The sequence below is a fragment of the Amycolatopsis sp. NPDC041971 genome (genome assembly GCF_055588925.1).
Window position 1 is genome coordinate 189,510 of sequence record NZ_JBVJCE010000010.1, and the last position, 20,600, is coordinate 210,109.

Annotated in this window: 14 protein-coding genes and 1 pseudogene; 8 read left to right on the top strand and 7 right to left on the bottom strand. The window is 65.6% G+C overall.

Features of this window, described 5'->3' with window-relative positions:
* Positions 1–947 precede the first annotated feature (947 nt).
* The 3 genes from ACZ6DT_RS21085 to ACZ6DT_RS21095 form a co-directional block, all read right to left on the bottom strand.
* Complete coding sequence (locus ACZ6DT_RS21085) at positions 948–1,271, bottom strand: hypothetical protein (RefSeq protein ID WP_465597684.1); 324 nt, start codon at positions 1,269–1,271, stop codon at positions 948–950.
* A gap of 1,176 nt (positions 1,272–2,447) precedes the next feature.
* Positions 2,448–2,834 carry an effector-associated constant component EACC1 gene (locus tag ACZ6DT_RS21090; protein WP_465597688.1) on the bottom strand — a complete coding sequence of 129 codons (387 nt, stop codon included), beginning with the start codon at positions 2,832–2,834 and terminating at the stop codon, positions 2,448–2,450.
* 9 nt (positions 2,835–2,843) lie between these two features.
* Positions 2,844–7,196, bottom strand: coding sequence for a caspase, EACC1-associated type (locus ACZ6DT_RS21095; RefSeq protein ID WP_465597690.1), 4,353 nt, complete (start codon positions 7,194–7,196; stop codon positions 2,844–2,846).
* 191 nt (positions 7,197–7,387) lie between these two features.
* On the opposite strand from ACZ6DT_RS21095, the pseudogene ACZ6DT_RS21100 reads away from it, so the two are divergent.
* From ACZ6DT_RS21100 to ACZ6DT_RS21110, 3 genes and pseudogenes are all read left to right on the top strand, one after another.
* Positions 7,388–7,746 (top strand): annotated as a pseudogene (locus ACZ6DT_RS21100) (transposase); the annotation flags it as partial.
* 183 nt (positions 7,747–7,929) lie between these two features.
* On the top strand, positions 7,930–8,904 hold the full coding sequence (locus tag ACZ6DT_RS21105; protein ID WP_465597924.1) for a sugar ABC transporter substrate-binding protein: 975 nt from the start codon (positions 7,930–7,932) through the stop codon (positions 8,902–8,904).
* Between the two features lie 295 nt (positions 8,905–9,199).
* Positions 9,200–10,033 (top strand): hypothetical protein, encoded by an 834-nt coding sequence (locus tag ACZ6DT_RS21110; protein WP_465597693.1) that lies wholly within the window; start codon positions 9,200–9,202, stop codon positions 10,031–10,033.
* Positions 10,034–10,522: 489 nt separating this feature from the next.
* On the opposite strand, the gene ACZ6DT_RS21115 is transcribed toward ACZ6DT_RS21110, so the two are convergent.
* On the bottom strand, positions 10,523–10,948 hold the full coding sequence (locus ACZ6DT_RS21115; protein ID WP_465597696.1) for a hypothetical protein: 426 nt from the start codon (positions 10,946–10,948) through the stop codon (positions 10,523–10,525).
* Positions 10,949–11,476: 528 nt separating this feature from the next.
* Between ACZ6DT_RS21115 and ACZ6DT_RS21120 the strand changes: the two genes are divergently transcribed.
* The 4 genes from ACZ6DT_RS21120 to ACZ6DT_RS21135 all read left to right on the top strand — a co-directional run bounded on the left by ACZ6DT_RS21120 (position 11,477) and on the right by ACZ6DT_RS21135 (position 14,319).
* On the top strand, positions 11,477–11,809 hold the full coding sequence (locus tag ACZ6DT_RS21120; RefSeq protein ID WP_465597699.1) for a cupredoxin domain-containing protein: 333 nt from the start codon (positions 11,477–11,479) through the stop codon (positions 11,807–11,809).
* A gap of 63 nt (positions 11,810–11,872) precedes the next feature.
* Positions 11,873–12,787: a hypothetical protein gene (locus ACZ6DT_RS21125; RefSeq protein WP_465597702.1), complete on the top strand. Its 915-nt coding sequence runs from the start codon at positions 11,873–11,875 to the stop codon at positions 12,785–12,787.
* Positions 12,788–12,813: 26 nt separating this feature from the next.
* Positions 12,814–13,683, top strand: coding sequence for a 3-hydroxyacyl-CoA dehydrogenase family protein (locus ACZ6DT_RS21130; protein ID WP_465597705.1), 870 nt, complete (start codon positions 12,814–12,816; stop codon positions 13,681–13,683).
* Positions 13,684–14,016: 333 nt separating this feature from the next.
* Positions 14,017–14,319: a hypothetical protein gene (locus tag ACZ6DT_RS21135; protein ID WP_465597708.1), complete on the top strand. Its 303-nt coding sequence runs from the start codon at positions 14,017–14,019 to the stop codon at positions 14,317–14,319.
* A gap of 414 nt (positions 14,320–14,733) precedes the next feature.
* Here ACZ6DT_RS21135 and ACZ6DT_RS21140 read toward each other — a convergent pair whose 3' ends face one another.
* Positions 14,734–15,135, bottom strand: a complete 402-nt coding sequence (locus ACZ6DT_RS21140; RefSeq protein WP_465597711.1) for a hypothetical protein — start codon at positions 15,133–15,135, stop codon at positions 14,734–14,736.
* A gap of 1,509 nt (positions 15,136–16,644) precedes the next feature.
* Here ACZ6DT_RS21140 and ACZ6DT_RS21145 point away from each other — a divergent pair.
* Positions 16,645–17,799, top strand: a complete 1,155-nt coding sequence (locus ACZ6DT_RS21145) for a GNAT family N-acetyltransferase (RefSeq protein WP_465597714.1) — start codon at positions 16,645–16,647, stop codon at positions 17,797–17,799.
* Positions 17,800–18,101: 302 nt separating this feature from the next.
* Here the strand turns inward: ACZ6DT_RS21145 and ACZ6DT_RS21150 are convergent, their stop codons facing one another.
* Both ACZ6DT_RS21150 and ACZ6DT_RS21155 read right to left on the bottom strand, forming a co-directional pair.
* A complete protein-coding gene (locus ACZ6DT_RS21150) occupies positions 18,102–18,371 on the bottom strand; it encodes a hypothetical protein (protein ID WP_465597717.1) in 270 nt (89 codons plus the stop codon).
* Between the two features lie 357 nt (positions 18,372–18,728).
* Positions 18,729–20,567 (bottom strand): M48 family metalloprotease, encoded by a 1,839-nt coding sequence (locus ACZ6DT_RS21155; RefSeq protein WP_465597720.1) that lies wholly within the window; start codon positions 20,565–20,567, stop codon positions 18,729–18,731.
* Positions 20,568–20,600 lie beyond the last annotated feature (33 nt).

Below are 20,600 nucleotides of genomic sequence, written 5' to 3' on the forward strand. Positions count from 1 at the left end.
GCAGCTCGCCGGATGTCTGAGTAAGCAGGATGCCACGCATTCCACACTCAACACGCGGCATACGATAGATCGCGGGGTCAGGGAATAAATTTACGACCTCGCGGTGCTTCATGGAATTTGCTTGTGAGGCAGCAGGCCAAAGGTCTCACGAGGTCAGTTATATCGAGCCACTCCAGTCTCAATCGCGCCACCGCGTCGTACCGTGAACGTAGGCGACACAAGTGCGAGGCGCACGCTGAGTACGCTCACGAGCTGCAGTCGCTGCACCGCGCAGTCACCACTCAGTTCGCGCAACAGCAAAGCTCCATAACCGCGCCGCAAAGGCATCTACGAATTGATCGGCGACACGGTCCCACGCTCGCGCGCCCGGAAGAAGAGAGCGGCGATGACGGTGATCTGCGGAATCTGGTCAGGACCTTGGCCGATACGTCGGGACGACGTGGGCGTCGATCCGACACGGTGGAGGCTCGCAACCGCCCACACTGATCCTAGAGCCTGCCTTGAAACCGGACGAGACAGACCTCAGCGGCGGGCACGCCGGCCCTGAACGGCGTCCGGGAGACAAGCCGTTGGTCAGTTGACGGGATCGTCGGTGGTGCCGGGGCGCGAATTGACGATGTCGCCGATCACCAGGGATGAGCTCGTCGCCATACACGGCGAGGAACGGGCGGACGGTGTCGAGGCTGTACTCGATCAGCGCGACCCAGAACTGCTCCAGCTGGTACGCGGAACGAGATCGCGAACGGTTGTCAGCGCCGCGAGCCTGCAATCCTCACCGGTCGCCTGCCGCCCCCGCAGACACCGTGTGCGGCGCGGCAAACAGCAGCTGCCCTCGATCCAGCTCCACGACAATCCGCAAACGACATCGGCGATCTTCCCCGCCACGACGGTACCCAGTCGCCCACCCAGCCGCTCGACATACCGCCCTCGCCACAGGAGCGGATCCACTAGGTCGTCTCGGCGCACAACTGCTCGATCAGCACATCGAGGTCACGTTCGCTGGAAACGGTGAAGCCGGAACGATTCTCCGCCCAGCCGGCACGCAGGTCACGCCACCAAGCCTGCGGCGACCAGAAACTCATCTCGACGTGGCGGGCGAGTGGCGGCAGCTCGGTGGTGTCGGCCAACGGCGTGTAGGTGGTGAAGTCGTGGGTGACTTGCGGGCAACGCCACTCGAGCCGGAACCGGTCACCCACCACGGTGGCCTCAGCCCGGCCATCCCGCGTCGCGTCCGGCACGAGTGGACCTATCGCCAGGTCCTGGTCAGCCACGAGCACCTCCTTCGACCGACCTTCATCGATGGTAGGAGTGCGACAGCGACGAGCTCAACGAGCTCCTGTTGGTCCGGCCGGCACAGCCAGCTGATCAGGTCGACTACAGCCTGGTCCCGGCCGCGAACCCTTTCGGCCTCGGTAAACCGGCCAACAGCCGCAGCACATCGTTGAAACGTCGCTCGAACGCCATGACTGAGACGGTCGCGGTTGCGCACCAGCACCGGAAGACACCCGATCAGGGCATCCCTCGCCACTGGCGCCCAGTCTTGCGGGGCGAGGTCATGGTGAATGGTGTGGTAGATGTCCTGCCGGTGCGGTATGACAGCTGGTGTCCTTGGTTGATCCAGCTACGCATGACACGGACATGACCGGGCCGTTCGGTTACAACACCGACGTCTCCCGGACCTTTCTTTCCAGTTCCGGGCGGTGAACCGCCACGCGACGAACCCTCTATGCGCTCGCCCACGAGCATCTGGAGCACAATGCCGACCTGCGCCGCGCTGGGTTCTCCTTCCGGGAACGCCGCGACCGGGCATGGGCGCCACCGGACGGATATCGCGAGCACAGCTTCGGGTTTCTGCACGGCGTCGGAATGTCTGTCGAGTATCCACAGGTCTCACCCGCGTACGAAGCACGGACACCGTCCTACGACAGCGCCTTCGAAACCGGATGAGTATTTGCGCGGAAAGCTACGTGACCGCCGACCATGGAACAGGAGGTATCAAACTCGAGAATCCTTACTTGATTCGCCAAGGCACGTGTGAGCAATTGACGTTGTTCCCGTACGCCGACAAGCTTTCCTCGCTTGACAGACTCATCGGCAGCACCAGCCAGCCGTCAGCCTCTTGAGACCGCCCTTTGTGCGTTTCAGACTGCTGGAACGCACTGAAGTAAAGTGTGTGAGGAGCAGTGCAATTGTGCTCTCGGCGGCCTTTTCGGGGACGTTGTGGCCGATGCCCGCAGGGTTCTCCAGCCGGTATGATCCGGTGATCCAGCTTGTGGTCGCGGCACACCCAACGGTGCGACCATGGGATCGTTCGTGCTCGCGATGGAGAGCGTGCATATCGTGCGGGCATGCTGCGAAGGTCGTCGTCGGCGTAGTGTCCGAAAATGGTGGTGCGCTCACGGTCGAGACCGATTCCACTGACAAGGAAGCGGTCCGCGCGGAAGCACTCACGACCGCGGCAGCTGATCGCGTTGTTCAAGGGCGGCGGCCAGTTCGCCTGCCAGCTTGTGGACGGCGGCCGTGTCGAGGTCGCGGACACGGTCGGCGGCGACCTCGACAGATTTTTTGTCCTTGGTCAGTTTGACGGTGATCTTGCCGCGCCGACTCCGCAGCCACACGATGACGGCGCTGGCGACCGCGGTCGCCGCTCCGCCGGGGCCGACGGCAATTTCAAGCGCGTCGAGGATTGCGCCCATTGAGCCGGGCGGTGGTGGGGATTCGTGCAATACGACCCTGCCGCGGAAATCATCCTCGGCGACGAGTGAGGCGCGAAGGGCACGCAGGTCGTCGCCGGAGCTGGGCGAGGCGAGTATCGAGAGGACGATTCTGGGCATCGGTTTTCCTCAGGGACAGGGGGTTTGGAACGGGACATCGGGGAGGATCTGCGTCCATTGCGTGGGTGTGATCCGGGTGTTCAGCATCGAGCAGACCAAATCGGCGACTGCGTTCGCGTCGGTGTACCAGAGCTGGGCGGTCGAGTCGCGTGACACCGTAGCGATCGTGGCTCCGTCCGGGGCGAAGGCCACGCCGTAAACGGCGTTGGTGTGCCCGGTCAGCGTCGCGATCAAGCGGGGTCGCGCACGATCGGTGACGTCCCAGAGCTTCGCCGTTTTGTCCTCGGCGGTGGTGACGACGGTCTGGCCGTCGGCGCCGAAAACCGCCCCGAAAACCGCGCCGACGTGGCTGCTCAGCTCAGAGAGCACAGTGGGTTGCCGCGGATCGCGGACGTCCCACAGCCGGGCCTTCCTGTCGTCGGACGCTGTCACCAGGGTCTGGCCGTCCGGGCTGAACGCCACACTGCGGGACGCGTTTCCATGATTGTCACGGAGGGCTATCTGCCGGGGGCGTCTCGGGTCGACGACATCCCACAATCGCAGGGTCCGGTCTTCCGACACAGTGGCGAGTGTCTGGCCGTCTGGGCTGAACGTGACTCCAAATACGTAGCTATCGTGCCCTTCGAGTGTGCTCAGCCATACCGGTTGTCTGGGATGGGTGACGTCCCAGAGCTGCGCGGTTCGATCACCCGAAACAGTGGCGAGAGTTCGCCCATCCGGACTGAACGCGGCACCCTTGACGGTGTCGGTGTGCCCACTGATCGTTCCGAGATTCTCCGGGCGAGAGGGGTTGCCGATGTCCCATAGCTTCGCCGTGCCGTCATCGGAGGCAGTGGCCAGCACCTGCCCACTCCGGTTGAAGGCGACCGCGTTGACTGTGCGCGTGTGCGCCTTCAGCTGGGTGAGAGGTGTCACCGCCTGCGGATTCGACGTATTCCAGAGCCGGGCTGTTCCGTCGTCGGCCGTAGTCGCCAGTGTGTCCCCGTCGTGGCTGTACGCCACGGCGCGGACGGCGCCGGTGTGCCCGCCGAGTGAGGGAAGGAGACTGGCTGGATGACGCGGATCGCGAACATCCCAGAGCTTTGCGGTCCCATCGGCGGATGTCGTTGCCAGCGTATGCCCGTCCGGACTGAACGTCACCCAATTGACGGCGTTGGTGTGCCCGGTGAGCGTCGCGGCGGGGACAGGCTTGCCGGGGTCACTGACATCCCACAGCTGCACCGTCGTGTCGGCCGACCCTGTGGCCAGCGTACGCCCGTCTGGACTGAACGCCGCTCCGCGAACGGCGTCGGTATGCCCAGGTAGGGTCGCCAGCTCGACCGGCTTGCCGGCATCGCTGACGTCCCAGAGCTTCGCGGTCCGGTCATTGGACCCGGTGACGATGATGGCTGGCTCACCGGGTCGGAACGGGACGGCCCGCACGACATCGGTGTGGCCCGACAACGTGCCCAGCAGCGACGGGGAACGCGGATTCGAGATGTCCCACAGCTTGGCCGTTCGGTCGGCTGACGCGCTCGCCAGCCGTTTGCCGTCCGCGCTGAACGACACATTCCGCACCACGCCCTGATGTCCGGGCATTCCTGCCAGCAACGACGGCGCACGCGGATTCCCGATTTCCCACAACCGAATCATCTTGTCAGCTGACGCCGTTGCCACCATCCTCCCGCCGGGCGCGATCGCGATCCCGCGCACCGCGTCCATATGTTCGGCCAACGTGGAAAGTAAGATGGGCACGCGCGGGTTACGGACATCCCAAATTTTCACCGTGCGGTCGCCTGAACCCGTGACTAGCACGCGGCCGGTGTCATCGAACGCGGCCTCGTACACGGCGGCGGTATGCCTTTCCGTTTTGGACAGCTCGACCGGATGGCGACGATCGGTGCCTATATCCCACAACCGCAGAGAGCCATCCTCGCCGCCTGTGGCCATGATTCTGCCCGACGGCCCGAACTCCGCCGCGACGACTCCGCCGGTGTGGCCGGCGAGAGTCGAGGGCATCGGCATTGTCACCGAGCTTAGCGTCGCGCTCCGGGCGTCCGCGGTCTGCCCGGAGCGGAACGCGGCGACACTGAGCTGCATCGCGAGCGCCGGGTCGACGCCGCGCAGGTCGCCTGCCGTCCTGGCGGTGGCCAGTGAGAAAGCGATGTTGCGGCTGTTTTCGGCCTCGGTGCGCTGCTGGTCGGCAAAACGTTGCTGCCAAAGGGCATAACCCGCCGCGACCAGCGAGATCATCAGCGAGATCACCAGCGCGGCCATCCCCAGCTTGCGTAAACGTCTGGCCTTTCTGCCCTGGCGGCGGCTTGCTTCGAGGAACGCTCGTTCATGGTGGCCGAGCGGAGCCCCGGATTCGTCGTCCTCGCGGAACGGCTGTAGGGTCGCCAACCGATTGCGCGGCAACAGGAAATCGGGGTTCCGCTGCTCTCTCTCCCAGGTCGTGGCCGCGTCTGTGAGCTGCTGGCGAGCCAGCAGCTCCGCCCGGCTGGCGGCGATCCACTCGCGCAGCCTCGGCCACGCGCGGAGCAGCGCGTCGTGAGTGATCTCTACGAAATCCTCGCCGACGCTGACGAGCCGTGCGCGTTCCAATTTGTCCAGTACTTTGCTGACGTCCGGATCGCTCGTTCCCGCTTCCGAACGCGGCAGCCGACGCCTGATATCACCCGTCCCCACACCGACGTGTACCAGCCGGAGCAATAGTCGTTTCGCGGTTTCCCGGCTCTCGGGATCCAACCGGTCGATCACCTCATCTGCGGTCTGCGCGATGGCCTGCTCGATCCCGCCCGTGGCGTGGTACCCCCTTAGGGTCATCATGTTTCCCTCGCGATGCCGCCAAGTGCTGAGCAGTGCGTGCGAAAGCAGCGGCAACGAACCGCCGACGGCGTCGGTCCCCCCGACGTCGGACAGCAGTCTGCCGACCAGCCCCTCTTCAAGGAGCAGCCCTGCTTTCTTGGCGGGTTGCTCGATCACCTCGCGCATCTGGTCCGGCTCAGGTGGTGCGACCACCACCGGCTGCTGGAGTGCGGGTACCAGTTCTGGAAAGCGTGTGCAGTAACCGAAATACCCGGCACGGACGCCCAGCACGACTGCGGACTCGCCGGCGGCCGCGGTAAGTGCCCGGACAAAATCCTGTCGGACGACTTCGTCGGAGCAACTGGTGAATAACTCCTCGAACTGGTCGATCACCAGCAGTACTCGCCCGGGCTTGGCCGCGACGACCTCGGCGAGCCTCCTCGGGTCTTGCTGGAGCTCGATTCGAAGAACTTCTCGGGAAACCTCGGTCGACGAAGCCAGCCGATTTGCCATCTCTCGAAACGGATCGGCGCCAGGGGTTAGCACATGCCAGTCCCATTGGGCGGATTCGCCGTCCATCCGTTCCACCGCGGCGATCAAGCCGGCCCGTAATAAGGAGGACTTGCCCGCGCCGGAGGGTCCCGTGACCACCAGCGGGCGCCCACGCAAGCGGTGGACGCCGACGCGGTCGATCAGATCGCGACTCAACTCGTCCCGGCCGAAGAAGTATTCCGCGTCCTCCCTGCGGAAGAAGGCGAGGCCGCGGTACGGACTGCTTTCTTCGCCCCGATTCCTGGTGGGAGCCTGAGGCGCCGGCGTGGGTGACCGCGCGGCTGCATTGCGTGCGAGCAGCCGCTGGTCGTCCTGGTCCGCCGCTTGCCTTCGTGGGCGTGGCAACCCCTTTTCTGCTAACCGTCCCGACAGTTCGCGGTACACTCTGTCGAGCGTGAAGACATCGGGACCGGCGGGGTCGCCGTCTCGCAGCAAGCGGATCAACTCGCCGGTGAACGACGTGTATCGCTCGTCGTTTGGTGCCCACGCCTGCTCGTCGCGCCCGGCGGCGGCCAGCAGGTAGAAGCCCTTTTCCTGCGCGGTGTCGGACAACGAATCCATGACGTTACCGTTGACTCCATGTGCACGCTGGGCGAAACAGCAGTCCAGCACCACGAGAATAGTCCTCGCCCGAGTCTGTTCAACGACGTCACGTAGGCTTTCGTAAGGCAGGGCTTGGTGTTGCGGAATGCCCTTGGTCAGGTCGCGGGTGGCCACCGTCGCCAAATAGAGGTCGTTGTTCTTGCCGACCAGGCCGTGGCACACGAAATAGAGAAGCAACGTGTCTGTCGCCTGTTCCGCCGCATCCATCAGTGCTTCACCGAGCTCGGCAGGCGTCGCGGGATCGCGCACCAGCCGAAGATTGGCCGGGTCGAGATCACAGATGTCGATCAAGGTCTTGCCCAGCGCGTCGGCGGTGGGTTCGACGGCGGGAATGGCGGGCAGCCGCGACCCCTGATCGTGACGGCCGACGCCGACGATCACCACCCGGGTGCCCGCCGAGGCCAGCAGTCCGTCAGACACAGAGTCCACCGATCCATCCCCTTGGTCGCTGGTACGAGTCGCTTCGACGGAACGAGCTTTCCGCACATTAGACACGAACCAGACTTGTCGCCGGCGTGCAGGGATCCGGCCTCATCCAGTTGGCCTAGTCCTAGAACGTGTCTTTACGTGGTGGTTGGTCGTTGGTGGGCGATTCTCTTGGCTGTGGGGAGATGACAGAGCCGCTGATCCCGGTTTCGAGCCCGCGTCCGCAGGGTGGCGGCACGGCTCCGGTGGACGCTCGTGCGTTTCATCGCGATCGTGTACGTCCTGACCAGCGGATGTGGCTGGTGGGATCTGCCTCCGTCGTTCGGGGTGCCGTTCCAGGCCGCGCACCGCCGCTTCGGCCAGTGGACCAAAGCCGGTCTGTGGCGGCGCTTGCACCACGCACTCTTGGACGAACTCGGCAGGAGGGCCTCATCGACTGGGTCGTGCGATCGTGGACGGAGCCTGCGTGCGGGCCAAAATAGGGGATCTATGACCGGTCCCAGCCCGGTCGACTGCGGCAAGCTTCGGCGCAAAGATCCATGCCCCCGGTCATTGGGCCATAATCGCTGAAAGTGGGGGCGGGTCGGCTCCTCGCGGTTTCACCAGCTGGGGAGGCCTCACGATGAAGATGCTGGACCGCGATCGCACTCCGCTACGGTTCGCCGTCCTGACCACGGTCACCGGTGGTCTCGTTCTCGCCGGGGTTCTCGCGATGCTCCGTAGCGATGTGCTGATCGCGAAGGTGCCCGCGTGGACCGTTCTGGTCGCGGGAGTGCTGGCCGCGGCTCCGCTGCTGCGGCGGGGGCCGTGGAACAGGCGCACACGTCGGGCATTCATCGTGACGTCGGCCTTCAGGCAGAAGTACTGGCTGGCGGGCTTCGTGCAACGCCTGCACCGCACGCTGGACCGGGACAACATCGACCTGGTGCTGAAGGTGCCCGACCGGGATTATGACTCCGCCGCGCAGGCGCATCACCTGCGCAGGATCCTGGCCGCGCGCCACGGCTACATCGGCGGGGTCATCGTCGCGACCGAAGTAGACCGTCTCCGTCCGGATCTCATCGCATTCTGTACCGAACTGACGTTGCCGGTGGTTTTCACCGACATCGAACCGTTCGATGACGAGGAACAATACCCGGGCAACGCCGCCTTCGTCGGCTACCTCAGTTCAGACCTCGGGACTCTCGCTGGCCGTTGGCTGGTAGCACATCTGCGAAAGGGTGACGGACAGCGGCCACATGTGCTGATCGTGGCCAGCGGGCAACATCAGGCCCGGCAAAGCCGGTGTGCGGCTGTCCTGCAGGCCGAGTTGCCCGGAGTTTCGATCACCGTCGACGACACCTGCGCGTTCCATCGCGCACGCGCTTACGACGCTGTGCTGTCCCACCTTCGCTTGCTCGACTCGCGGCAAGGTCGTCTGGATGCCGTGTTCTGCACCAACGACGAGATGGCACTGGGCGCTGTCGACGCCCTCCGAGCGATTACTTCCCTTGTCACGACGGACACCGTGGTCATCGGCGTGGACGGAACCATCGAGGCGCGGACCCTGATCGACGCCGGCACGAGCCCCCTGCGAGCCACCGTCGTACAGGACTCACACCGCCTTGCCGAGAGCGTCGTCGATGTCCTGGAGAAGATGCACAAGCGCCGCAAGACAACGAAACGCACCATCTTGGACCCGGAAGTCTACGAAACAAGATAGCCATCGCGTTCAAAGAAGTCATTTATTACGTCGGCCTACCGAGTAGAGACCAGGTTGTCACAGGCCGACCGTGACGATCGCGGCGGTCTGAAGACACGGCTCATACCGCCGACGCTGCGACCTGCCTGTGCTTGGAGCATGGGAGTTCGACGCGGCGCCGGCGTTCCGTCTCCACGCTCCTCGGTGTCCGAGGCGGTCGCGATGACGAGTTCCTGACCGCCGCCAGAGGACGTGCCCCGCTGTCGCACGCAGACGACAGCACTTTTGGCCCGACAGTCGAACCGGCGGTAACAGCATGCGGGCCGAGCGCGACTGGGGGGAGGAGGATTGCGTCGATGAGGGGTGGCTGTGTATGGGGCTGGCTGTCGGAGGTGTCGGCGGTTGGCTCGTCCAAGCGTTGCCCGATATCTCCAGCAATCTGATCGCGGCGGCCCTCGGGGGTGTGCTGGTCTGGTTGTCGACGGCTGTGAGACGGCGTCTCAGGCTGGTCCGCGCGCGGAGGTTCTGGCGAGCTTTGGGTGGCCGTCGCCCGTTGATCGTCTTGGGGGCTCATGACTTCGGACAGCAGCGGCGGTGGGCCAGAGCGGGCGTGGTGGGCATGGGTGATATCGGGGCGCTGGTGGAAATCGAGGCTCAGCTTCGCAGGCTGGGCTTCGCTGGAAGGATCGCGGAGTCGAAGCAGTTGTCGCCGCGTGAGCTGAGTTCGGACCTGGTTCTGATCGGCGGGCCGGTGGCGAACGCTGTGACAAGGACGATGTTGGCGAAGCTGAACGGAGTGACCTCCTACACTTTCGCCGAAGATCTGGACCATGCGGCGGCTGTGGTGCGTGATGCGCGCACCGGCCGCATGTTGACGCCGCAGTACGAGGAGTCAGGCTATCCGGTCAGTGACTATGCTCTGATCATCCGGACACCGAACCCGCTGGCTCCGGATACGTCGGAGATTGTCATCGTGGCGGGGTGCTGGGAGCATGGCACCGCGGCTGCGGCGGAGAAGCTCGGAGACCGGAAGTTTCTCCACAAGATGACGAAGATGAGGCACTTCGAGGTAGTCGTCGAGACTACCGTCGTGAACGGCGCCCACTACAATGCCAAGGTCGTCGAAACCCGGCGGATCTCGCCAAGTTAACGACTGGGCTTCCGAAAAGTCCGCCTGGTCTTTAAGGCACGACGCCGCTCGAATATCGTCGGTTGCCGGTTGTGCTGGTGGGTCTTCAGGATGCTCGCGATATTGAAGACTGCGGCGGTCGCTGCAAGCCAGGTCTTCCCTGCGCTGCCCGGTAGGTGTGATCGGCGACGTGTCTTCCGCAAGCTACATGCGGCGAATCGACCAGAGGACGTTCACGGATAACTACGCGTTACTCGATGTCGCGGATCCAGCCGTAGGTTCACCCGCCGGCGGCAACCAGTAGGGCAGGCTGGAGAAGGTCGTCACCAACGGTGATCGACACGGCAACGGTCCTTCGGTGGCAATTTCGCCTCGGCGTTAATCGCGACTGGGCTCCGTTTCGTCTCCGTTTGCTCCGGTGTGCCGATAGTTGGAGATGTGCTCTGCGGAGCCGGTTAGTGGCGTAGCAGCCTTTCTGCTTCCTCGTCACAACCACGTCGGTAGGGGGCTTCAGCAGGTCCGGAGTTCTTTGCTTCCACAGTTCGACAAGCTGGGTGTGGTCGCAGGTCGGCTGGGCGTGATCCGTGTTCTCGAGCAGAAGGCCAGTGACGTCCACGGTTTCGCCCTCGACCTGCGCACCTTGGAACTGACGCGGTCATGCCAGGGGGTGAACTCGAGGTAGAGCGTGGCGTACTCGATGGGAGTCATGAGCTCGGCGTCGCGTTGGTGTTCGGCGAGTTCGATCTGTTCAGGGCTTCGGGGGTACTCGTGGTCCGCTTTGGCTTTGAGGGATTTGACGACGCGGTAGGTCTGTGAGACGCGGTCGTCGGCCAGCAGGACTTCCCATCTGTCGCGGTGAGTTGGGCCGCGGGCTTCGCAGACGTATTCCTCGGCGGCTTCGTCGTTCGTCGGGTTGTACGGAAGTGGGTTCGGCATGATGGTCGCTCAAGGGATGGGCGGCTCACGGTGACATTCGGGGCAGAGTTGCGCGTCCCGGCGGCAGGAAAGCCTCGATGAGGCGACGCGGTCGCATCGGGTCAGGACCGCGGTGTAGTCATCGGCCGCCTACGCCGCGGCTACCATCTCCGGCCGCGGCGACGGCTCCGGTCTTGCAATTAGACGTATACGCCTATTCAGCCTCCGGGACGCGGACAGTAATTCCGACCAACCCACCGGAACACTGGGGAGTACCACCGACACCTACCGGCCCAAGGCCGCCTTCGCCTTCTACCACGATCTCGTCCGCGGCACCCGCCGGCTATCCGCCACCGGAAATTCTTGAGCGTGCTGTGCTGGAAGGCGTGTTGGCTGACCATCGAACTTCCTCACATGCCGCGATGAGGACCTTCGGACAAGGCGGCGATCGAAGACGGCGACTACGACCGGCTCGAATTCGTCACCGCGCCGGTACTCTCACCGTCCGCCGCGCTACTTGACAAGGTCGCGGATCTGGGGCAGCCGCTCGTGGGCACGACGGTCCGTCGTTTCCGGCTGGGCGGAAGCGACATCAACGGCCACCAGAGGGACATGGCCCGCATCGACGAGGTCGTGCCCGTCGGCGCGAACGAGGTCTGGGAGCTGGACAACATTGCGACAACTTCACCGCATTGGCTGACCGTGTCCGCAAGGTCGTGGGAGCGACGAGTCAAGGTGGCAGCCCTGCGCCTTTCCCTGCCCGGATCGGGGGACGCCCAGCGATCGGCGTTCGGCGACCAAGCGGAGGGAATCCGGTGGTACAAGCCGGGTGAGGCCGTTGCCTCGCCGAAGTGCCGTCGATTTTCGGGTGATCAACGATGAGCGGCGATGACCGAGGTGTGTTGTTGTTGGCCGGGCATCGCGTAGTCATGGTGACCACAGGAGGTGCTGGCGGTGTTCGGAGAGATAGTCGCCCTGGGTATCGGATCGAGTGTGATCTACCGGGTCAGTGTCCCGGACGGGCGCGTGACGATTTTCCGCGAGCGAGCCGGAGCGTTCCCTGACGGCGTCGTGGTGCGGGATGGCGCTGTTTACTGGACCACGATGGGAGTTCCCGCTCGCATACCCGGGATGACGGGGGAACCTGGCCTGGACTACTCGCGCCGCGATGGCGGGCTGCATATGGTCAGCCTCGATGGCGGCCACACACGCGACATCGTCCCGGCCGGCTCCATCACCACCGGCAAACAGGTCGTGTCCGATGGAGCCGCGGCCCTGTACTGGGGAGACCGTGAGGGCTGCCGAGTCAGCCGTGTGCGGATGGACGGGAGCGAGCTGACCGACCTGGTGGTGAACCGCCGCGATTCCACCGGGCTGCGGGAGTGTGTCGGCGTCACGGTCGATCCCGCCGCCGGGTATCTGTACTGGACGCAGAAGGGGCCGGCGAAGGGCGGACAGGGCCGGATCTTCCGGGCGGGCCTGGAGATTCCGGCCGGGGCCACCGCGGCGGACCGCCAGGATATCGAGGTGCTGTGGGAGCACCTTCCGGAACCGATCGACCTGGAGATCCGCGGCGACTGGCTCTATTGGACCGACCGAGGTGCCGCGCCGACCGGTAACACGCTCAATCGCGCGCCGATCCCGGCCGCCGGCGAGCGGGGCACGGCGCCGCGGATTCTCGCCGATGGCTTCCACGAGGCGATCGGCCTGGCCGTAGACGACGATGCCGGGATCGCGTACGTGTCCGATCTCGGCGGGCGGATTTCCGCCGTAGCGCTACCAGAAGGGCAGGGGAGCGGCTCGCGTGTCCTCGCCGACCTGGGAGAACCGATTACCGGGATTGCCGGGATCAGTGACTGAACAAGGGATCGAAAGGCCGGATCGCCATGGCGTACACGCATGAGTTCGAGGACATCCGCGACCGCCCGGTGGCGGTGTTCGGCGCGGGGACACTGGGCAGGCGCATCGCGCTGATGTTCGCCTCCCGTGGAGGAACGGTGCGGATCTACGACCCGAGCCCCGAACAGGTCACCGCGGCGACCGAGTACGTGGCGCGGACCTTGCCGGACGTGGTGGCTGAACGTGGCCACGGCGAAGTCGGCCGCGCGGAGGCCGCGACCTCGGTGGAAGAAACCCTCGACGGCGCCTGGCTGGCCGTCGAAGCGGTGCCCGAACGGCTGGATATCAAAATCCCACTGTGGGGCCAAATCGACGAGGCGGCGCCCGCGGACACGATCTTCGCCACCAACTCGTCGTCCTACCCATCGCGGACGATGGTCGAGAAGGTGCGGGACAGGTCTCGTCTGTGCAATATGCACTTCTACATGCCGCCCGGCTCCCCGGCGGTCGATCTCATGTCCGACGGCGAAACCGACCGTGGTTTGCTGGACACCTTGCTGACGGTGCTTCCCGAGTTCGACATCCATCCGTTCGAGGCGCGGAGAGAAAGCGTGGGGTTCATCTTCAACCGCATTTGGGCGGCCATCAAACGGGAATCACTGGCGGTCGTCGCCGAGGGTGTCGCTCGCCCCGAGGACGTGGACGGGATGTTCCGGATCAACTGGCATATGCCTGTCGGTCCGTTCCAGATGATGGATCAGGTCGGGCTGGATGTCGTGCTCGACATCGAAAACCACTACGCGGAGGAGAACCCCGCCCTTCCCGGCGGCCCCCGGGAATTGCTGCACAGCTATGTCGACACCGGCAAACTAGGGGTCAAGACAGGTGAAGGTTTCTACACCTACCCTCAGTCCTGAGCTGTCTCCGCTCGCGAGCCCGGTGCCGGTCGGCCGGGCCAGTCCACCGCGCGGTCCTGACGCTGATCGGGGACGCTCGCTGGCCTCGGGATCAGGCACGGAGCTGTCCGCACTGTTCACGCCGCTGTACCGGGCGGGTTGGTGCAATGAGGCGCTTGTCCGGATACTGGACACTGACCCAGGCGGGACCCGGCAGCCACCGTCGCCGGTCGATCGCGACACCCTGACGATCCGACCGCTGAGATCTATCTCGCCCAGCGGCTGCACGCCTGGAGCTCGGCTGATCCCGCCGAGCAGGACGACACACGCGACATCACCCGCCTACCAGCCAGCTTGCCTGACCCGCCCGTCGCGGGAACGACGTTTCAGGCGTGGGCCGAGCGGATGCGCCTCGTCCACGGCGACGCGGAACGCCGCGCACCGACCACGCCCGCTGCGGGTAGTGCCGGACCGGACCGGCGGCACGGCCGCGGCGGGCAGGCGACTCCACTGGAGCGGCGGCGGGAGGCGGTGCGACGACGGCAACGCGCGCTCGGCGCGCTATGGGAGCCGGGGAAGGCGGGCGGTACGAGAACGATCCGGCCATCACCGCGGACGCCGCTCTCCTCCTCGACCCCGACGTCTACGACGCGGTGACGATCGCGGCACGCACCGGCGACTGTGCGCATTTGGCGCGGCTTCGGGCGGCTCCGTCTTAGCACGCGGCCATTCGAACCCGGCCCCGTTAGCGGGTCGCTATGCCGCAGGTGGCGTGGCATTCCGGAACGTCAGCATGGGTCGCGAACTCTTTTCTGCTCGGCCGGGCCCAGCAGATCTGACACCGACTTAGCGCAGCCTCGGGATGAACGCGACCAGCAATCTCCAGGGGATCCGGCGGCGTCGCGCCGGGCCTGCGGGGCGGCGCCTTCGTAGTCGTCGGCGTCGGCGAGGTGAACGGGTCGAACATGAAGCCCGGCGGAAGCCCGGGGAGCGGGAAGACCAGGCGCTGACGAGCACCCGGAACCTCGCCAGGAAACCGCTCCTGGTCCGATGTTCCGGGTGCTGGAGGAACTACGCCTTGGCGCAGGCGACGAGGACACCGATGGTCGCGGTAGCGGCTGTGGCGTGCGCGGCCGCGCTCGCCGCCGCGGCCGTGGCGGCAGCGGTGCTGAACGCGCCCAGGTTGGCGGCGGCGGCGTTGGTCGCGGCGGGCGTCCCGGTGAGCACACCCTCGGCGAACGCCTTGGCCGCGGCGGCAGCGGCGGCCGAGTCTGCGACTTTGGCCGCGGCGGCGGTGGCCGAGTTCGCGGTGTCGACCGCGGCGGCGATAGCGCTGGCACAGCTTGCGGGAGGGGCGTTCGCCGGTGCCACATCCGTAGTGGACGCGGCGGCGCTGGCCGGCGCCATGGTCAGCATCGCGAGGGCACCGACGGCGAAGGACGAGGCCGCGATACGGCGGAGGTTCATATTCATCGGAACTCCTGAATCAGAATGAAGAGCGAGTCCCGGCCGACCGGTGAAAAACCGGACCACCGGAACAAAGTCGGCTGAAAGTGAACCGGCTTATACAAGAAGTGGAGCACCCAACGAATATCAAGTACGAAAAGGCACCCATACGTGTCCGCGTGGCGAGAATGCTCGGCGCCGACGTTCACCGACCGAGCTCTGTTCAGTGGCACGACGACCTTGGCGAGTTCAGCTCCTCACCGAGCACGTGGCCCGTATGATCCTCTACATGGCCGTGCGTTATGACGGCACCGACGGATTCCCGACCCGGAAACCGACGACGCCGTCGACAACGGCCCAAACCCGGCATCGAGCGTGTCTCGGTCCTGCTGACCTGGAATCTCCAGGACCGCCCGACGCCCGTGAGCAGCGCCGTAACCGGTTACATTCTGCAACAACACCACCACGGCCAGACCCGCCGCCCGCTAAGTAAGTGGCATCGGCCCGGACCTGGTCGGGTACCTCGATGACTTCGTGCCGCAGAGCGTCGTAGTCCGAGCGCCAATCTACCAGCGCCTTCTTACTCCCGGTGTGGATCGCCACCGGGAACAACCGGTCACCGGCCGCCGTGACCAGGGCCTCGAACAGCTCGGTCCAGACAAATTGCCGAAACAGGTGCGCGGTCGATACGCCCCCAGCGAGGGACTCCAGTCTTGCCGCCTCAACCCGGCGGTGTAGACCAGCGCTTCGCCGCCGAACTCGTACACGATTGACTCGGCTAACGGCTTTACGATCAGGTCCCCGAAGGCTGCGGCAAAGTCGCGCACGGCGTCGGCGCGGTTGGTGACCAAGGGTCGGCGGAACGGTCAAACTGGTTTGTTTCACCATGCTTAGCAGCCACGATTTGTAAGCGGCGTCCGCCGGCGCGGACGGTTTCGACGTCCACCGGACGGGGAGGCCTGCCAGCACACCACCGAGCCCGACCCGGGCCTGCGCTCGGCTGAACCGCAGTTCCGGCCCCGACAAACCAGGTGGCATGACGAATTCGGTGGGTCTTCCGTAGTGGACCGCGGTGACCTCGTACACCGGAATCCACCGGACACCGCGGGCGTCGGGTTCCTTCCCGAGTTCACCGCGGATCCAGGAGCCACTGGTGCTGCCCGCGAAAAACTCTCAGATCCTGACCGCCGACATCGCACACTTTCCGCCGAGGGGCGATCTCTCAACAACAGAGCCCGGTGTACCTGACGCTTCCGGACGACCCCGACACGACCATCGCGACCACCGACATTTTCCGGTCAAGATCGCTGGTCTGTAACGGCTTGCAGTACTGCCCGGGACGGCATAGGGGGTCGAGTAGCAGTCGTACGGCCGTTAGCGAATAAACCCCGGATGCCTGGTCAGGCCGTCGCTGTCGGCCAGTGCCCGGTAGAGCGAAGCAACCGAGGGGTGCCGACATCGACCGATGGAGCCCTGGATGGGTCAATTTTCCACACCCATCCGAGTTGGATCACGCCGCTGAATAGGTGATCTCCGTTGGCCGAGGCTCACAAGATGATCATGTCGTGCTCGAATTCGCCTGCGCATAAGCAGAAACGCCAATTGTCATCGGAGGATATCGGCGTGCAGACACAAGTGCTGTGGAGACAGACGGCCCGAGATTTTCTCGAGAACGACTGGGATGAGCTGTACCGGCACGACACCGCGGCCACGCCGTATCAAGCGCCCGCCTGGTTGCTTGGCTGGTGTGCTGCGTTACCGACCACCGCCTCGTTAGTCGCACTCACGGTGGCCGACTGTTCCGGCCCGGTCGCGGCGATGACGCTGGTTCACGAGCAGGGCCGTAAAGGTGGACTGGTTCGTCCGCTGTCGGCGCCGCACGCCGAATACATCCGGGTGACCGGTCCCCACGCCGAGCAGCCCAAGGTCACCGCGGCGCTGGCTGAGGCACTGGACGATCTGGCCGATCACGGTGATCGAGTGGTGCTGCCAGACCTGCCGGTGACCAGCGCACTCGGCGAACACCTTGCCGCGACCTCGCCGTGGACGCACACCAGCACCCGGTGCGCGGTGGTGCCGCTGCCGGTGGACTGGGCGGCGATGTCCCGGTCGACCCGCAAAACCCACAATCGCCGGCAACGAGCTGTCGACGAGTTGGCCGCGGGGGGCCGCCGCCTGGTCTTCCGGCGCTCCCGATCGACCGAGGAACTGCGCGAGGGCTACCGCGTGCTCGTGGATTTGCATCGCCAGCAGTGGACCGCAGACCTCGTGCTGCCCGATATCGATCCTCAGTACACCGCCGACGTCTGGGAAAACGTCCTCGATCGATGTGGCCCGGAACTCGCTTTCGTCGCCACCATGGAACTGGACGGCACGGCGGTGGCGGCCCAGTTGTGCTTGTACCGAGACGGACGGTGCTTCTCGTTGAGGCCGGCCATGCACCCGGACTACCGCCAGCTGTCCCCAGGCCATGCGCTGCTGCGCTGGCTGACCGACGATCTCACCGGCTCCGGGTTCACCGAGTTCGACCTCGGCCGCACCGTCGATTCTGCTGGGCAGACCGGGTACAAGTCCCAGTACCTGGCACGCTGGTCCGATACTCTCACCGCCACCTCCGTCTCACCTTCCTGGCGACACGTCCCAGCCCAAAGCTCCCGCGACTACGACCACGTACCGATAGCGATGGTGTAGCCGATCAATACGGGGCGCCGTACCACGCTGGTCTTCCTGTTCACGGTGCTGTCCGGGGTCCCTGCGGTGCTGGCCGGAGGTACGGGGTTCGAAGCGGCACTCGTCGATCGGGGCGCGGTAGCGGCGGCAACGAAGTTCTTTGACCGGCTGATCCACCAGGGACGGCCAGGGCGGTGCGGTTTCGCAGCACATAGGCGCGGGTGACACCGGCTTGATCGTGCCGCTTTTGCTGCAGGGTGATCTCGGCGGTCCTGCAGCACTCCACTGAGCACGGCCAAGGGTAGATAAGCCGTCTGTCGCTGTCACGCCACCCGAACGTCGTAGCACCAGGCTTGCGTCTGACGACAGTCCTGGTGTGACACAACGAGAGCGCCCTGTAGATGGCCGAAGTACATGAACTCGCGGGCGATGGTCCAGGTTCCGCTGTGCACGAATCTGCCGTACTGAAACCACCTGTCCGGGTCGTCCCTCAGGTACCGCCACACCTGCCGGAGCTCCTTGAAGGAAAGCACCGCAGCGGCCGGACCGTACCGACGGTCGATCGCCGCGAGCAGAGCCCGCAGTGCGAGCAAACCCTTTCGGCACCTCGGAGGCGGCAGCGGCGACCTCGGCCCTGGTGACCGGTTCGGTGAACGCCTCGGCGAAGTCGGCTCATTCCTCTGTGTCGAGGTCAAGGTCGCCGACGGAATCGGAAATTCAGGACTTTGTGGTGATGGAACTCAGAGAACGGCTCCGATTCGGAAGAAAGGTATCCCCGTAAAAAGTGACATCGAAATCGGAAAACACTGTCCGTCGTCCGGCCGATTTCGGTGATGAGGGCGTCGAGCGTAAGGTATGTGTCGAAAGCCAGTGCGGCAAAGGCCAGCCGGTGAGGGGTCTGTCAAACGAACGTTTACTCTCCCGTCGAGAGTGCGGGCAATTCACGAGGCTTACGTGAGCACGTTTCCCAGGTGCATGACGATCGTGGTGGTGCCCGCAGCCGTGACGAGTGCGAGTGCTGGTAGGTGCCAGGTGCGGGTACGGAGCCATCGGCTGGGAAGCAGGGTGATGGGCGGTGCGAGGCAGAGAATGACCAGGGTGGACAAGGCCATCGCCGAGGTGAGGTAGGGGACGAGGTCGTGCTGTGGGTCTCGTGTCAGAAGGCAGCCAGTGGTGGTGAGCAGAGCGGCCAGCGGGGCCGCGGCGAGTGAGTTTCCGAGTCCGGTGCGGCCGTGGAGTGCGGTGAGGGTGAGCACGCATGCCGTTGCCGCGCTGACGGCGACCCACCAGTCGAGCCGGTCCAGGGCCAACGGGTCGGTGTGATTGACGTTGACGGGCAGCAGCCAGCGTCCGGCCAGTGCCGCGACGGTAGCGGCGACACTGACCGCGAGCAGGGAGAGCCGGTGACGGTTCCAGCACCAGGCGAGCCCGGCGACGACGATCAAGCCGATCGCGGCCGGTTCTTGCCACGCCGCGGTCATGCCCGCGATCGCTATCCCGTAGAACCAGTTCTCGGCGACGGTGATCAGGGTGCCGGAGGTCATCCCGATCCACCAGGCGCCGGTGAACAGCGCGGTGTTGAGCACGGCGGCGAGGATCCAGATCCGGCGTGGCGTGGGGGTGGCGCCGTTGTGGGTGGCCCAGAGGGAGGCGAGGGCGAGGCTCAGGCAGGCGGCTCCGGCCATGGCGAGTGAGACCGCGACGAGTTGCGGCCAGTCGCCGAAGGGGGTCAGGTCGGTGGTGCCGGTGCGGGAGAAGTCGGTCAGGAAGCCCAAGGCGACGCCGAGCGGCAGGCTGAGGGTGACGCCGGCCAGGGTGCGAGCGGAGCGCTGGGCGGTTCGCCAGAGCGCGGTGCCCCAGCCGGCCGCGGTCAGCACACCGGCCAGCAAGCAGGAGAGCGGTACCGCGTAGGTCTGGGAATCCTCTCCTGTGCCGAGGAGCGTGGGGAGCGCCACCAGCGTGGCTGTCTGGGCGGCCATCGCGGCGAGCGCACCGTAGACGATACCGTCGAGGACCTGGGTCTGTCCGGGAAGTTCGCCTGCGTCGAGCACGGCGATGCGCCGCGCGGGTGGAGGATGGATGGCCCTGGCCCGGCGCCACCAGGACATCCGCCTGGTGGTGGTGCGGCTGAGCAACGCGCGCAGCGGTGCCGACGGGATCCCGTGGACCGCTCGGAGGTCGGCTTCGTGCTCGCGTGAGCGCAGGACGCTGGTGGAGACCAGCCCGGTCAGTGTGAGCACCAGTGCCGCGCGGGCGGCGTATTCGGCCCAGAACGGTGCCCACAGCGTGTGCGGGGACGCCGTGTCGCCGCTCAGCAGTACTCGGATCTCGGTGGTGACCATGGGCAGCAGCAGAACGGGCGGTAGCGCCCACCAGACGCCTCGGGTGAGCCACACCAGGCCGACGTCGCCTGCCGCGACGTGGGCGCTTTCGTGCCGCACGAGCGCCTCGGCCTGCTCGGCGGGTGCGGTCACGATTCCGGGTGGGAGCACCATCCGGGTCCGGCGCAGGAAACGGATGGTGAACGCCTCCCTCAGCGCCAGCGAGCCGAAGACGACCTGCGGGGGTGCCGCGCGGCGGTGCATCGAGCGCACCGCTCGCTCCGCGCGTTCCTGCCACACCGGCGGTGCCGGCCGGACGGGACCCGCGCGGCGAAACAGCCGCCAGGGCAACAACTGTGTCAGCGCGAGACCGAGAAGAAGTACCAGGACCGCACCGCTGAGCGAGACCAGTCCCTTGCGTCGTTCGGCGGGCGCCAGGCACTGCAGGAACTGCTGTGACTTCTCCACACTTTGGGCTGGTGTGTCTCCGGCGGTGACCGA